Source organism: Labrys okinawensis (assembly GCF_047345005.1).
GTDB lineage: Bacteria > Pseudomonadota > Alphaproteobacteria > Rhizobiales > Labraceae > Labrys > Labrys okinawensis.
Genome location: NZ_CP178864.1, coordinates 6,407,741 through 6,420,846, shown reverse-complemented (window position 1 = coordinate 6,420,846; position 13,106 = coordinate 6,407,741). Strand labels below are relative to the sequence as shown.

13 protein-coding genes and 1 tRNA gene are annotated in these 13,106 nt (G+C 61.4%); 9 read left to right on the top strand and 5 right to left on the bottom strand.

The features are described from left to right. Positions 1-110: 110 nt before the first annotated feature. The gene (locus ACMDCR_RS29835; protein WP_413990084.1) at positions 111-2,117 is read left to right on the top strand and encodes an ASKHA domain-containing protein; all 2,007 of its coding nucleotides are present in this window, start codon (positions 111-113) and stop codon (positions 2,115-2,117) included. A 446-nt stretch (positions 2,118-2,563) separates the two neighbouring features. Then, positions 2,564-3,502: an IS110 family transposase gene (locus ACMDCR_RS29830; RefSeq protein WP_413990083.1), complete on the top strand. Its 939-nt coding sequence runs from the start codon at positions 2,564-2,566 to the stop codon at positions 3,500-3,502. Between the two features lie 97 nt (positions 3,503-3,599). Here the strand turns inward: ACMDCR_RS29830 and ACMDCR_RS29825 are convergent, their stop codons facing one another. After that, positions 3,600-4,682: a P1 family peptidase gene (locus tag ACMDCR_RS29825; RefSeq protein ID WP_413990082.1), complete on the bottom strand. Its 1,083-nt coding sequence runs from the start codon at positions 4,680-4,682 to the stop codon at positions 3,600-3,602. Positions 4,683-4,986: 304 nt separating this feature from the next. Here ACMDCR_RS29825 and ACMDCR_RS29820 point away from each other — a divergent pair, with 304 nt between their 5' ends. The 3 genes from ACMDCR_RS29820 to ACMDCR_RS29810 all read left to right on the top strand — a co-directional run bounded on the left by ACMDCR_RS29820 (position 4,987) and on the right by ACMDCR_RS29810 (position 6,778). Then, positions 4,987-5,694, top strand: coding sequence for a DUF2461 domain-containing protein (locus ACMDCR_RS29820; protein ID WP_413990081.1), 708 nt, complete (start codon positions 4,987-4,989; stop codon positions 5,692-5,694). A gap of 735 nt (positions 5,695-6,429) precedes the next feature. Then, a complete protein-coding gene (locus ACMDCR_RS29815) occupies positions 6,430-6,564 on the top strand; it encodes a BrnA antitoxin family protein (protein ID WP_413993763.1) in 135 nt (44 codons plus the stop codon). A 137-nt stretch (positions 6,565-6,701) separates the two neighbouring features. Next, positions 6,702-6,778, top strand: a tRNA-Arg gene (locus ACMDCR_RS29810). A 63-nt stretch (positions 6,779-6,841) separates the two neighbouring features. On the opposite strand, the gene ACMDCR_RS29805 is transcribed toward ACMDCR_RS29810, so the two are convergent. Next, positions 6,842-8,815: a BTAD domain-containing putative transcriptional regulator gene (locus ACMDCR_RS29805; protein WP_413990080.1), complete on the bottom strand. Its 1,974-nt coding sequence runs from the start codon at positions 8,813-8,815 to the stop codon at positions 6,842-6,844. Positions 8,816-8,961: 146 nt separating this feature from the next. Here ACMDCR_RS29805 and ACMDCR_RS29800 point away from each other — a divergent pair, with 146 nt between their 5' ends. The 3 genes from ACMDCR_RS29800 to ACMDCR_RS29790 all read left to right on the top strand — a co-directional run bounded on the left by ACMDCR_RS29800 (position 8,962) and on the right by ACMDCR_RS29790 (position 10,412). Then, entirely contained in the window at positions 8,962-9,234 is a 273-nt protein-coding gene (locus tag ACMDCR_RS29800; protein ID WP_413990079.1) for a DUF4242 domain-containing protein, read from the top strand. 232 nt (positions 9,235-9,466) lie between these two features. Continuing rightward, positions 9,467-9,937, top strand: a complete 471-nt coding sequence (locus tag ACMDCR_RS29795; protein WP_413990078.1) for a YHS domain-containing (seleno)protein — start codon at positions 9,467-9,469, stop codon at positions 9,935-9,937. A gap of 283 nt (positions 9,938-10,220) precedes the next feature. Then, positions 10,221-10,412, top strand: coding sequence for a hypothetical protein (locus tag ACMDCR_RS29790; protein WP_413990077.1), 192 nt, complete (start codon positions 10,221-10,223; stop codon positions 10,410-10,412). A 177-nt stretch (positions 10,413-10,589) separates the two neighbouring features. Here ACMDCR_RS29790 and ACMDCR_RS29785 read toward each other — a convergent pair whose 3' ends face one another. Further along, the gene (locus ACMDCR_RS29785) at positions 10,590-10,943 is read right to left on the bottom strand and encodes a hypothetical protein (RefSeq protein WP_413990076.1); all 354 of its coding nucleotides are present in this window, start codon (positions 10,941-10,943) and stop codon (positions 10,590-10,592) included. 322 nt (positions 10,944-11,265) lie between these two features. Between ACMDCR_RS29785 and ACMDCR_RS29780 the strand changes: the two genes are divergently transcribed. Beyond that, positions 11,266-11,676: a cupin domain-containing protein gene (locus tag ACMDCR_RS29780; protein WP_413990075.1), complete on the top strand. Its 411-nt coding sequence runs from the start codon at positions 11,266-11,268 to the stop codon at positions 11,674-11,676. A 96-nt stretch (positions 11,677-11,772) separates the two neighbouring features. Here ACMDCR_RS29780 and ACMDCR_RS29775 read toward each other — a convergent pair whose 3' ends face one another. Together ACMDCR_RS29775 and ACMDCR_RS29770 are read right to left on the bottom strand one after the other, a co-directional pair. After that, positions 11,773-12,174 carry a DUF1398 family protein gene (locus tag ACMDCR_RS29775; RefSeq protein ID WP_413990074.1) on the bottom strand — a complete coding sequence of 134 codons (402 nt, stop codon included), beginning with the start codon at positions 12,172-12,174 and terminating at the stop codon, positions 11,773-11,775. A 152-nt stretch (positions 12,175-12,326) separates the two neighbouring features. Further along, positions 12,327-12,788 (bottom strand): MarR family winged helix-turn-helix transcriptional regulator, encoded by a 462-nt coding sequence (locus ACMDCR_RS29770; protein WP_413990073.1) that lies wholly within the window; start codon positions 12,786-12,788, stop codon positions 12,327-12,329. Positions 12,789-13,106: the final 318 nt, after the last annotated feature.

Sequence of the window (13,106 nt, the reverse complement as noted above, 5' to 3'; positions counted from 1 at the left end):
CAGACGCCTACGACACTCCAAGAGTGCCGGACGATCCGCACCTCGGAAACTAATCGTTTTTTAAGAAGGGTATGCGGACAAGATGTCCGCGCACCCAGGAATACCTGCCGATGACCAACCCCCTCGTCTTCTTTGCGCCTTCCGGTAAACGCGGTCGTTTCCCGGAGGGCACCTCGGTGCTTGAAGCGGCGCGCAAGCTCGGCGTCGACCTCGATTCGGTCTGCGGCGGGCGCGGCATCTGCGGACGCTGCCAGGTCGAGGTGGGCGAGGGCAAGTTCCCCAAGCTCGGCATCAATTCCGCGCCCGAGCATGTCACCGGGTGGAACGCGGTGGAAGCGCGCTACGTCTCCAAGCGCGGGCTGCTGCAGGAAGGCAGGCGCCTGGGCTGCCAGGCCAGGGTGTGCAACGACGTTGTCATCGATGTGCCGCCCGACAGCCAGGTCCATCGCCAGGTGGTGCGCAAGAGCGCCGCGATCCGCGACATCGCCATCGAGCCGGTCGTGGCGCTGCATTATGTCGAGGTGCGCGAGCCCGACATGCACGATCCCTCGAGCGACTTTCGCCGCCTGCAGGAGGCGCTGGAAGAACAATGGCAGCTGAAGGACATCACCGCCCCGCTGGAATCGCTGCGCCTCCTGCAGAAAGCCCTGCGCGACGGCAAATGGTCGGTGACCGTGGCCGTCCGCCACAAGCGCGAGATCGTCGGCGTCTGGCCGGGCCTGCATGAGCAGGGTGTCGGCCTCGCCGTCGACATCGGCTCCACCACCATCGCTGCGCATCTGTGCGACCTTGCCAGCGGCGAGGTGCTGGCCTCCTCCGGCATCATGAACCCGCAGATCCGCTTCGGCGAAGACGTGATGAGCCGTGTTTCCTATGTGATGATGAATCCGGGCGGCGATGTCGAGCTCACCAATGCCGTGCGCGAGGCGATCGGCGAGATCGCTACCGCGGTGACGAAAGAGGTCGGGCTGATTTCGAACGACATCCTCGAGATGACCGTCGTCGCCAACCCGATTATGCATCACCTTTTCCTCGGGCTCGATCCGACCGAACTCGGCGGCGCGCCCTTCGCGCTCACGATCGACGGCGCCTACCAGACGCGTGCGGCCCACCTCAACCTGCCGCTTTCGAGCGGCGCCTATGTCTATGTGCTGCCCTGCATCGCCGGCCATGTCGGCGCCGACACGGCGGGCGTGGTGCTCTCCGAAGGGCCTTATCTGAAGCCGGAAGTCTCGCTGCTGGTCGATGTCGGCACCAATGCGGAGATCGTGCTCGGCAATCGCGAGCGCCTGCTCGCCTGCTCCTCGCCCACCGGGCCGGCCTTCGAGGGCGGCCAGATCTCCTCCGGCCAGCGCGCCGCGCCCGGTGCCATCGAGCGCGTGCGAATCGATCCGGCAACGCTGGAGCCGCGCTTCAAGGTGATCGGCTGCGACCTCTGGTCGGATGAGCCGGGCTTTCCCGAGGAAACCGCCAGTCTTGGCGTCACCGGCATCTGCGGCTCCGGTATCATCGAGGCCATCGCCGAGATGCTGCTTGCCGGGCTGATCACGCCCGACGGCGTGGTGGATGGTGCGATGGCCGCGCGCACGCCACGCGTCGAAGAAGATGGGCGCACCTTCCGCTATCTCATCCGCGAGGGCGAGCCGCGCATCGCCGTCACCCAGAACGACGTACGCGCCATCCAGCTCGGCAAGGCCGCGCTCTACGCCGGCGTGCGCCTGCTGATGGACCATTACGGCGTTGGAGCAGTCGACCGCATCACGCTGGCCGGCGCCTTCGGCAGCCATATCGACGTCAAGCACGCCATGATCCTCGGCCTGGTGCCGGATTGCGAGCTCGACAAGGTCGGCTCCGCGGGCAACGCCGCCGGCACGGGCGCCCGCATCGCCCTGCTCAACGCTTCGGCCCGCAGGGAGATCGAGGAGGTGGTACGCAAGATCGAGAAGATCGAAACGGCGATCGAGCCCTCCTTTCAGGCCCATTTCGTCAGCGCCATGGCTATTCCGCACAAATCCGACCCCTTCCCGCATCTGGAGGCGGAGTTGGGTATCACCTTCAAGCGTGGCGGGGATGGAGAGACCGGGCGCGGTGGAAGAGAACGCAGGCGCCGGGGGTAGCTCCCTGGGACCGCAGGCATCTCAGCCGCAGCCATCTCGATGGTTGTGGCGGCAGCCTGCTCTTCCCTTCTGCACACGAGTCGTTTCCGAGAGCAGGCTGGGATGCCTATGAGCGCTAACCTTGCGGAAAAGGTGCAGGGAACGCGGAGTGGCGATCTCCGATCGCCATCTTCTTCATCGGCAAACACATCGTTTCCAAGATTGGCGATCGGAGATCGCCACTTGTGTAATTGGGATGTGCTTTAGTTGTGCTGCTTCGTGAGGAGTGCCATGGGCTGGGTGGCCACCCAGCCCATGGCGGCCGTTCGTTCGGATCGTGATCGCCACCAGGCTTGGGCCTGTCTTGGAGCTTGATCGTCGGACGGCCTCTTCAATCGACCCGGAAGGTTGCCAGAACCTTGGGTTCGCACACAAGGCAGGGCCAAATGAAGACATCTCATGGTAGCATGAACGTTGCAGGAATCGACATCGGCAAGGCCAAGCTCGATGTCGGGTTGGACAAGGATGAGGAGCGGCTGGAAGCCAGCAACGAGCCTGCGGGCTTTGCCCAGATCATCGCCTTCCTCAAGCGCCAGCAGGTAAGCCTGGTTGGCGTGGAGGCCACCGGCAGCTACGGCTTCGATTTAATCCAGGCCTTGCAGGAAGCCGGCTTCGCGATCGCCCAGCACCAGCCCGCCCAGATCAAGCTCTACCGCAAGATGCAGCTCAAGAGGGCCAAGACGGACGTCATCGATGCCGTCTTGATTGCCCGCTTCACGGCCTTGGGGGAGCAAAAACCCGCGTTCTCAGATGCCAGATTGGCCCGTTTTGCCGAGAAACTGCTCTTTCTCGAACAAGCGCGCGAGGATGCCATCCGCCTGCAGGGGCGTCTGGATCGTTATCGCGACACAGGTCTTATCGCCAAGATCAAAGCCGATATCACAAGCTTCAAGGCCAGGGCCAAGCAAGAGCTCGCTGCCTTGAAGAAGGAACTGCGAGCCCATGGCGACCTCGACAAGGCCTTCAAGCTCCTACTCTCCATTCCCGGCATCGGCGATTACAGTGCCCTCGTCCTGATCATCCGATTGCCCGAACTGGTGCATCTGGAGCCGACCCAGATCGCTTCTCTCGTCGGCGTCGCCCCCTTCAACAACGACAGCGCCACCGTGCGCGGCACTCGCTCAATCGCAGGTGGCAGAAAGAACATTCGCAACGCCCTTTATTTGCCAACCCTGGCTGCCGCCACTCAGTGGAACCCCGACCTGAAGGTCCTCTACGACCGTCTTAAGGCAAAAGGAAAGGAGACAAAGGTCGCCGTCATCGCCGCAATGCGTAAGCTTCTCATCATCGCCAGAGCCGTCCTTATCCGAGGCTCAATTTGGACCCCAAAAACCCAAGTCGATTAAGGTTGCTCCAAGCCAGTGCCCTCATCGACAAAAGTTAGCGCCCATGGGCAGCGATGCCTGCGATGCCAGGAACCAGCCGCAGAGTCGGCGCTCCCGATTATCCCCTCATTGCCCTCAGCAGCGCCTCATGGTCGATCGCCTCGATCACGCGCCCCTGCCGGCCCTTCATGGTTTCCGCGGCCAGCATGGCGTTCACCACCGCCTCCTCCACGCCCTCGACGACCGCGAGGAACAGCCCGTCGAGGAGATCGTTCGACACCGCTGCGAAGCTCAGCCGCGGCGGTTCCGGCAGCCTGCCCTGGCCATTGGCGGTGGTGAAGGCGAGGAAGATGTCGCCGGAGGAGTTGCTTGCGGGCGTGCCGCCTCGCCCGACACCAAGGCCCGCACGACGGGCGAGGCGCTTCAATTGCGTGGGAAGCAATGGTGCATCGGTGGCGATGATGGCGATGATCGAGCCTTGCTCCCGCCGGCGGAAGGCACCTCCGGGCAGGCGCTCGCCCACCGGCGCTCCGGCAATACGGAACCACGGTCGGCGGCCATGATTGGCCTGCACCAGCACGCCCACGGTGAAGATGTCGTCTCCTATCGCTACCAGCCGCGAGGCCGTGCCTGTGCCGCCCTTCCACTCATATGCGATCATGCCTGTGCCGCCGCCGACATTGCCCTCGGGCACCGGGCCGGAGGCGGCCCCGTCGAGCGCGGCAGCGACATCAGTCTGCGTCACCGCAAGCCTGGCAATGTCGTTGAGATAGCCGTCATAGGTCTCGGCCACCACCGGCAACGGCCAGAAATCATCGGCAAGCTCGGCCGGAAAGCGCCGGGCCAGCCAATGCACCAACCCGTGATGGGCCATGCCAACCGACATGGTGTTGGTGATCAGCACCGGCCCGGTGAAGCAGCCGGCTTCCTCGATCCAATGCGTGCCCGTCATCTCGCCATTGCCGTTGAGGGCGAAGAAGCCGGCCCAGACCGGCTCCATCAGGCCCGCCGCCATGCGCGGCAGCACGGCCGTGACGCCGGTGCGGATGCTCTGGCCCTGGATCAGCGTGCTCATGCCGACGGCGATACCCATCACGTCGGTGATCGCATTGCACGGTCCGGTCGGGCTGACGAACGGCAATCCAAGCCCGCGCGCCCGCTCCTTGCCGCCAGGGCCGTGGGTGATCGGATCAGGGGACATGGCTCACACCAGATGCTGAGGAATGTTCCTCTATAACGGGATTCTGTGTCGGCAGGATGCGGCATACTTCCCGGGACCGCCCGCATCTTGCCAGCCCGCTCTAACCATCCTGTCTACCGCCGGGGTCTAACCTGAGGGCCTGATCTTCCCGGCCCGCCGCTTTGGGCCGATGGCTTGGGGAGCGGACGAACAAGAGGCCACCAGTCCCGGAGAGGAGAGCCGCGTTCCAAGTCTCGTGACGTGGAGGCGCGCGCATGCAATCTAGTGAGCCGCAATCCTACGTTGATTCTCCCTGGTATTTCCCATGTCCAAGCCAGCCCCTTCCTTCACCGGCTTCGGCGACAAGGCGCTACGCTTTTTCCGGGCGCTCGATTTCCACCAGGACCGGACCTGGTTCCAGGAGAACCGCGACCTCTATGAGGCCCATGTGCTCGGTCCGCTCGGTGCCTTCATCACCGCACTGAACGAGGCGTGCAGCGCCGAAGGCCTGCCGATGCGCGGCTCGCCCAAGGGTTCCATTTTCCGCATCCACCGCGATGTACGCTTTGCCAAGGACAAGCGCCCCTTCAAGACCCACGCGGGCGCGGTCATGACGCGGTCCGGCAGCAAGAGCGATCCCGGCCTCTTCTACATCCATATCGCCCCGGAAGGCTGCTTCGCCGCCGCTGGCTTTTACGATCTCGAGCCGAAGCAACTCGCCGCCTTTCGCCAGGCCATCATTGCCGGTCCGGAACGCTTCCGCGGCATGAGCGCCAGCCTTTCCGGGGCAGGTCTCTCCTTCGATCAGCAATGGAGCCTCAAACGCCCGCCGCGCGAAGCCGCCGGCATCGTCGACGCCGATCTCGTTGCCGCGCTGAAGCTCAAATCCATCGTGGTGCGGCACCCTCTGGCCGAAGCCGCTATCCATGGTCCCGGCCTGGTAGGCGAATGCACCAGCTTCATCGCATCGGCGCTGCCGCTGCTCGACTTCGGCTGGGTGGCCCTTGCGGCGATCCCGCCGGAACGTGGTTGACTTTCGCGTCAACTCACACCGACAAATCGACAATCTCGTAACCATTGTCGAGTTGACGCGTGCGTCAGGTCTATCTCTGGCGAGGGCGAATCATGCCCGCGAGCAGGAATCCTCTCGTTGCGGAAATTACCCATCTTGTCGAGAAGACGACAAAAGGCGGCGTAAATACTAAAGAGGAGAGGTTCTTGCCGAAATGCCAGACAACCTTGCGCAAAGGCCATTAACTGCTGTTTGGCGTGGAGCCATGTAGTCAATCCAGCGGCCGATGAGGTGGTGCGAGCCTGCACCAGATGAACGTAAACGACGACACGGGACCTTACGTCAAGGTAAAGCAAAGCGTTTTTTCGCTTGCGGTATTATTTGCGGGCTTGAATCGCTCGAACATCTCAACCTCCTGACTCAATATGGAGTATTGAAGTTTCTATTGTCGGATGGCTGTCCGTATGGGGATATGAAGCCGGCTTTTTGCAATATCTATATTCACTTCCTGAATGATTTACCGTGTGCCGCGGCGCGAGCGGCGAATTTGGTAAATCGTTTTATCGTCCTGACAGGCGCCGCTCCGGATATCGACTGCCGCAACGGACTATGATACCTAGCGTAAGTATTGATAATCAGTTCACGCAACGAGAGATAAGAATGGATTTCGATAGAGTTGAAATTGCCGAGTCGTCTTCCCCTTCCGCTCGGGCAAAATCATTGGAACGCAATGTAACAGCACGCCTGCGCCCGACTATGAAATCGAAGGAGCGCGTTACGATCGATCTGGATATCGACGTCGTTTCCATGTTCCGCGCCACCGGCCGTGGCTGGCAGACCCGCATGAACGCGGCACTACGCGAATGGCTGGGTCCGCCGTGGGCGGTGTGACCCGACCCCAGGCCAAAGTTTCGGGAACGATGCCTCGCGCCATCTCCTGTTTCGGGGAGGAAAGCCTTTCCCGCATATCATGACGACAAAACCGCTTGACCTTTCGACCCCGAACAGGCTTTCGTCTTCCCCGGCCTGTCCCGGTAGCTCAGCAGGATAGAGCAACGGTTTCCTAAACCGTAGGTCAGGGGTTCGAATCCCTTCCGGGACGCCATCTAAGTTATTGATATCTAGGGTTTAGCATCCCCATTCGCTGATCGTCCGCACGGCCTTCAGATCAAGCCGGCAAGCCGGCCATCTCAAGACACTCTGCGATGTGTGCAGCGTCGGCGGGATTCTTGAAGGGTTCTATCCTCATGATTGCGGCGATGCGTAGCGTCGGCCGTAGGCTCAGGCATTCCCTTATGAGTGCCGCCGCCTGCTTTGTTTCTGCCAGCCGGGCATGGCAACCTGCCATGAGCGCTGCGACGCGATAGTTCGGAACCGGGAAACGATCGAAGGCGATGATGGCGTCCCTGTAGCCACGCCGGAGCATGTGCGCTATGCCGACGCTGCACCAGTACCATGGAGGATCGAAATAGGGGTCGATCTCCCGCGCCCGATCCAGATAGACCAACGCGGCCTCGGGCTGCCCGGCATGGAGGAGCAGGGCACCCATATCCGCTGTGTTCCATTGGTTGCCCGGATTGATCTCGAGGGCCCTCTGCAAGTGTTGCTGGGCGACGTCGAAAGACCTCCTGAACATGCAGACGGTACCCAGAATGGCAAAACATGTGGCCTCGCCGCTCTGCAGTTCCACACCCCTTCTCGCCAGGCGGTAGGCCTCATTCAGTATGGCGTCGGTCTCGCCAAGTCCGTCATGCCATTGCTTCAGGGTGATCGCTGCCAGCAGGGCATGGGCAAGTCCATAGCCAGGGTCGATTTCGATCGCTTTCGAGAACAGGCGCCGAGCCTCGGCGCTTCCCTCCGGGTCTTCCCATGGCAAGGCATTGCCCTGCAGGACACATTCATACGCGGCCAGGTTCGTTGGCGCTCGGCGGTTCGCGCGCTCGGCGGCTGCGACTTCGGTCCGGCCGACCAGCGTGCCGACAATTCTGCTTACAAGCTGGTCATGAACGCTTGAAATGTCAGCCGTTCCGCAATCGAAATGCTCGGCCCACACGTGATATCCGGCCTCGGTATCGATCAGCTTAACCGCGATACGCATGAAGCCGTTCATGCGCCGCACGCTACCTTCGACAATGTAGCGGGCCTTGGGGTTTAGCTCGATGGATTGCCCGATGGACTCGGTACCGTGGGCCTGAAGCGACGCTGCGCGCGATTGGACGGAGAACAGCTGCCAATGCGTAAGCGTGTTGATGATATCCTCGCACAGCATGCGGCTCAGGCTGTCCTGTTCGGCATCGCCGTTCAGGCTGACAAAGGGAGGAACGGCAATCGAGAGCCTTTCCCTCTGGGCGCTGGTGGCCAAAGCCGGCTCTCGGGGAACGACCAGGCCTTCGGCCTCTTCCTGATCCGTGCCGATGGCCGCTTCCCTCGGCGCCACCAGCCGTCGCGCCCGTACCTCCGAGGCCACTTTCCGGGTTTGCATATCCGGCCCGACACCAAGTTCCCTCGCCAGGATTTTTTGGCATCTTTCATACTGCAAGAGGGCTTCGTCCGCCCGGCCCAGTGCAACCAGAGCCAGCATCAGATCCCGGTGCATTTTTTCCTGAAGCGGATCCATCGCAAGCGCGGCGGATAAGTGCACAGCTGCGGCCGCGTATTGACCTTGTTCGGAGGCGCTGCCAGCCGCTTGCTGCAGCCGCGATATGAGGCGCGACTGAATCATGTTGCGCTGAGAGACCATCCAGTTTTCGAATTCCGGCGCAGATACAAAAAACCCCTCCAGGAATGCGGGCCCGGCTGCCAGTGCAACCAATTCCTGGTCGCCCAGGCCATTCAAGACGGTGCGGGCATCAATTTGAATGCCTTCGGATTGCAGAACGACCTTGTCGAACGGAACCATGATGGGATCCCGCCCCGCGTTCTGGAACAGCTTTCGAAGCTGACCGAGAGTTTGACGCAGGTTTGCACGCGCCTGCTCTTCGCCACTGTCGCCCCAAAGGAGGCCGGCCAGATGTCCGCGGGAGACATGCTCGTCCGCGCGCATGGCGAGATAGGCGAGCAGCGCCATCGCCTTGCGCGAAGGATGTTCCAACCGCCGGTCTCCAGCCAGTATCGCCGGCGAACCGAGGAGCCGAATTTGCATGCCCGCCGCTTCCCCATGGCTGGCCACCAACGGAATTACGACTTTATCACGCTTTGACCTACGCGTCGTGAGCGGTCGATATGCTTGGTAAGGGTGTCAGATCCGTCAGTTCAGGCCGTATGCAGCTGAGAAAAGGGCACCGAGAAATGAAACGCTATCTCATCGAGCGCGATATCCCGGCGGTAGGAACGTTCGAGAAAGAGCAACTGAGGGACGCCTCGAGGGCTTCAAACAATGCCCTGTTGCAGCTTGCTCCTCGTGTCCAGTGGGACCATTCCTACATCGCCGCAAACAAGACATTCTGCATCTACTTGGCGGAAGACGAAACAACCATTCGCAAACATGCCGAGCTGAGCGGATTTCCGGCAAACGTCATAAGCGAAATCTCGACGATCATTGATCCGACGACCGCTGGCTGACGGTTCTGTGCCGGCCGAACGCGAATTCCGACGTTTGGCTGAAGGGACGCCCTTGCGGCGCGGCTGACCGGGCCTATTCGACATCATCATGAGACACGGTGCGGAACTGGCTGCCATCGGGGGGCGGGCGGGTGCGCTTTTTCCCAGAACGGAGATCACCATGAACACCTAGTTTGCAGGCCCGAGGAAGTGTCGCAGGAGATCCACCAGGACGTTTCTTATGGAGCAGAAAATGAATACGACCACGAAGACGTTGGCTGCGCTAGCACTCGCCATGTTCACTTTCCCCGCCTTGGCCGATACAGCACCAGAGATGAGCGGGATGCCAAGACTGGCAATCGGCGGCTATGACACTGTCGCCTATTTTACCGTCGGAAAGGCAGTACCAGGCAGGCTTGAGTATCAGACTGTCTGGCATGATGCGCGTTGGCAGTTTGCCAGCAAAGATGATCTCGATCTCTTCACCGCAAATCCGGAGAAGTATGCGGCTCAATATGACGGACATTGTGCGATGGGCGTTGCATACGAGAATGGCCACAAGGATACGGTCGATCCAGAGGCTTTCACGATCGTCAACGGCAAGCTCTATGTAAATCACACCAAATATTGGACGACCGAGTGGCGAAAGAATGAGCTCGAAAATATCAGTCGAGCTGACAAGAATTGGCCAACGGTGAAGGACGAGCCTGAGCCGACTAAGTAAGGCGAACAATGTCGACGAAGCGCGATCGGCGGGTTGGTGTGTCCAGCCTGACCCCGCCGATCAGGGTACGGGGGCGTCGCCTCATCTGGACACGTCATCGGGAGCACGGAGACGCCATCTGTTGCGATTGCCAGCCGACCGGCCGACCCGTCTCAAATCGATCGCCAGGATCCGCGCTGACAATGGCAGCGACCCAGCGACCAGGGCTGTGAGCCCCGAGTTCATCGAGCCCTGGCGGGCATCGAGACCGATTTGTCGGGTGTAACTCGTTGGAGAAACTCGCATGTACGTCTTCGTGCTGATCACGACGTTCACCGGACATGTCGTCATTCCGGAGCCATTGCCACGCTTTGAAACCGAGCAGTTGTGCCATGCTTATGGCGACCATCTGATGGAGAAGCTTAGGGAAGACAAGGGTGCGGTTGTTGGCCAGTGTGTCAAGCTGCGTGATCACATAGAGGGCATCCAAAGCTAGCGGCTACAATAACGCTGGGATGCAATTCGCTAGAGCCTCCGCCACGAACAGAACTGCGCGGTAAGGATCCATTGTGGTAACAATGGCATACGTGTCCACAGTTTCACCTTGTCCGGGACGCCATTTCTCACCTGAAAGCCATAGTGGCGCCCCGCTTTGCGTTCAACGGCCGCCGGATCAGTAATTCTCCCTGTGGACGACGCCGTCCCCGAGCACGACCAGCAAAGTGCCGAGCTTGCCGCCGGGCGTGCGCACCAGGGACACTGGGGCCTTGTCCGGCAGGCGGCCGAGCGTGCTGATGCCGCCGAATTTGTGGATGGTGGTGCCGGCTGGATCGGAGGCCGCGATAGAGATCACTGCATTGTCGAACGTGTTGGTGTGGATCTCCAGGCGCGCTGTACCATCCAGCGTGACGGGTGCATCGAGTACAACTTCCGCATGCGTCTCGCCGCTCGAATGAGAGTTCTCGGTAAACGTTCCGACAACCTGGCCCGTTTCGGGGTTCTTCAGTACTGCCTTGCCCTTGAACATCCTGATGCTTCCTGTGATCAAGCGCCCCCAAGCAGCTCTATTGTAGGGATGGGTCGTGAGAAGGGCGTTATATTGCGTCAATCGGATTGCACCTTTGGTGTGGATCCACCTCTGTCCGCCAAGGCGTTTTGCGATTTGACGCACTCGGCAGGAATCGCAAAGACGCGTCGAAACCGAGAGTTAGAGCAAAGCAACTTTTACGCTCAGACGCGCTTTGCTCTAGGAGGCTGGATCTTCTTCCGGTCTTATCGTCGGCACTCGATGTCTCTAGACTGGCTCCGAATGGTGGCGCACCGGTCGCCCGAAGTCGAGGAGAACAGTCATGAAGATCACCAGGAACGGTTCCCAACCCTCGGCGAGGGGGGCAGCCGATTATTTCACTGGCACGGTGCGTCTCGACATGCCGTTCAAGGGCAGCGAACCGGCGCGGGTAGGCGGGGCCATCGTCACCTTCGAGCCGGGCGCGCGCACGGCGTGGCACACGCATCCGCTCGGCCAGACGCTGATCGTCACAGCCGGCTGCGGGCGGACCCAGCGCGAAGGCGGGCCAGTGCAGGAGATCCGCGCAGGCGACATCGTGTGGTTCGAGCCCGGCGAGAGTCATTGGCACGGCGCCGCGCCGACCACGGCCATGACGCATATCGCCATCGCCGAGGCGCTTGACGGCAAGGCCGTCGACTGGCTGGAGAAGGTGAGTGAGGAGGACTACCAGGTGGCACCGCAGGAAGGATGAGTTGGAGTGGTCGCGTCATCGCCCTGTCCGGTAGATCTTGCGGTTCAAGATGGCGGTCAGAGACCGCCACTCCGCATCCGGTGTGCTTGCCCCGACTCAGGGTTTCGCCCCCGGAAACCACTCGACATGGTTCTCATTGCTGCGCCCGTAGTAGAGCACCTGTTGCCCCACGAGGCTGACGAGATAGCCTACGCAGCCGGCGGCGGCGATGCGGTCGCAGAAGGTGCGATAGCCGATCTCGCCGCGCTGGACGGCGCGCACGGCCTGCTCCACCCCCTTGGCCGAAAAGGCGATGCCGGTCTCGGCGGTGGCATAGCTAGACGTCGGCTCATGGCTGCCATCCGGCATGAAATAGATCTTCGTCCCGGTTATGAGATCGGCGTGATAGCGCTCCACGCCGACGGCCATCAGGGCCTTCACCACCTCCGGAAAGCTGATCCGCTCTTCGTCCGAGGCCCGGGTCATTTCGCGTACGACTTCCTTCACTGGGGTATCCATGTGCCGCTCCTCCGATTGGGTTGTGCATGGTCCGCCGCCAGAGCAAAGCGCGTTAAAGCGCTGACGCTGCTTTACTCAAACTCTTTGTTTCGACGCAGGTTCTTATCGGGAAGCCGCAGGATGCTCTTCCGGAGCCTGCCCAGGCTGGCTGTTCATTCCAGGGGAACGGCCTTCAATCCCCGTCGCCGGACGATCTCCCTCATGGCACTCTCGATGGTTTGCCGGGTGGTGGCATCCAGGTCACCGAAGAATTCCTCGTCATTGCGGTCCGCGAGAGCGGCCAGTACGGGCACCTGCGCCCGCCCCTCGCTCTCCAGCGCCAGCATCTGGGCCCGGCCATCGCCGCCGGCGGCGCTGCGCGTGATCAGGCGCTTGGCCACCAGCCGGTCGGCCAGCTTGGAGATGGCGCCCCGCGTCATGCCCAGTTGCTCGGCCAGATCGCTCGGCCGTGCAGGCGCCTCATAGAGCTGGCGCATCACCACCCATTCGGCCACGGTGACCCCGCGCGCCTGCACCTTGAGCGCGAAGGCATGCGAGACCTGGTTGGAGACATAGCGTAGCCAGTAGCCGAGATGCGTTTCCAGGTCGCTGACAGTCTTACTGTATCCGGCCATCGCTGCTGCCTTTTGGTTTCCTAGGAAACTATATGAATAATGTTTCCTTGTCAACTTGCTCTGCGAGATGTGAGAGGCTCGATAGTCGGACCAGAGCCGCGAAGCTTTGACTTACCGAATCGCCTCCCCAAAGGGGCCAATAGGGCATAACTGCGGCCCCTGTATCCCTTCCCGGTCCTTCGGACCGCCGGAATCACAGCTTCAGAGCGATTCACTTCTTCCCCAACATTTCCCCGGCTATTGGCGCAGCCGGGCCATGGTGAAGGCGCCGGCACCGTGCTGGTGGAGGTCGGGTAGAGCAGGGCGCCGATATTGCTG

Excerpts from the sequence above, each read along its gene's own strand:
- ACMDCR_RS29835 (WP_413990084.1), top strand. The coding sequence starts at position 111 with ATGACCAACCCCCTCGTCTTCTTTGCGCCTTCCGGTAAACGCGGTCGT.
- ACMDCR_RS29830 (WP_413990083.1), top strand. The coding sequence starts at position 2,564 with ATGAACGTTGCAGGAATCGACATCGGCAAGGCCAAGCTCGATGTCGGG.
- ACMDCR_RS29825 (WP_413990082.1), bottom strand. The coding sequence starts at position 4,682 with ATGTCCCCTGATCCGATCACCCACGGCCCTGGCGGCAAGGAGCGGGCG.
- ACMDCR_RS29820 (WP_413990081.1), top strand. The coding sequence starts at position 4,987 with ATGTCCAAGCCAGCCCCTTCCTTCACCGGCTTCGGCGACAAGGCGCTA.
- ACMDCR_RS29815 (WP_413993763.1), top strand. The coding sequence starts at position 6,430 with ATGAAATCGAAGGAGCGCGTTACGATCGATCTGGATATCGACGTCGTT.
- ACMDCR_RS29805 (WP_413990080.1), bottom strand. The coding sequence starts at position 8,815 with ATGCAAATTCGGCTCCTCGGTTCGCCGGCGATACTGGCTGGAGACCGG.
- ACMDCR_RS29800 (WP_413990079.1), top strand. The coding sequence starts at position 8,962 with ATGAAACGCTATCTCATCGAGCGCGATATCCCGGCGGTAGGAACGTTC.
- ACMDCR_RS29795 (WP_413990078.1), top strand. The coding sequence starts at position 9,467 with ATGAATACGACCACGAAGACGTTGGCTGCGCTAGCACTCGCCATGTTC.
- ACMDCR_RS29790 (WP_413990077.1), top strand. The coding sequence starts at position 10,221 with ATGTACGTCTTCGTGCTGATCACGACGTTCACCGGACATGTCGTCATT.
- ACMDCR_RS29785 (WP_413990076.1), bottom strand. The coding sequence starts at position 10,943 with ATGTTCAAGGGCAAGGCAGTACTGAAGAACCCCGAAACGGGCCAGGTT.
- ACMDCR_RS29780 (WP_413990075.1), top strand. The coding sequence starts at position 11,266 with ATGAAGATCACCAGGAACGGTTCCCAACCCTCGGCGAGGGGGGCAGCC.
- ACMDCR_RS29775 (WP_413990074.1), bottom strand. The coding sequence starts at position 12,174 with ATGGATACCCCAGTGAAGGAAGTCGTACGCGAAATGACCCGGGCCTCG.
- ACMDCR_RS29770 (WP_413990073.1), bottom strand. The coding sequence starts at position 12,788 with ATGGCCGGATACAGTAAGACTGTCAGCGACCTGGAAACGCATCTCGGC.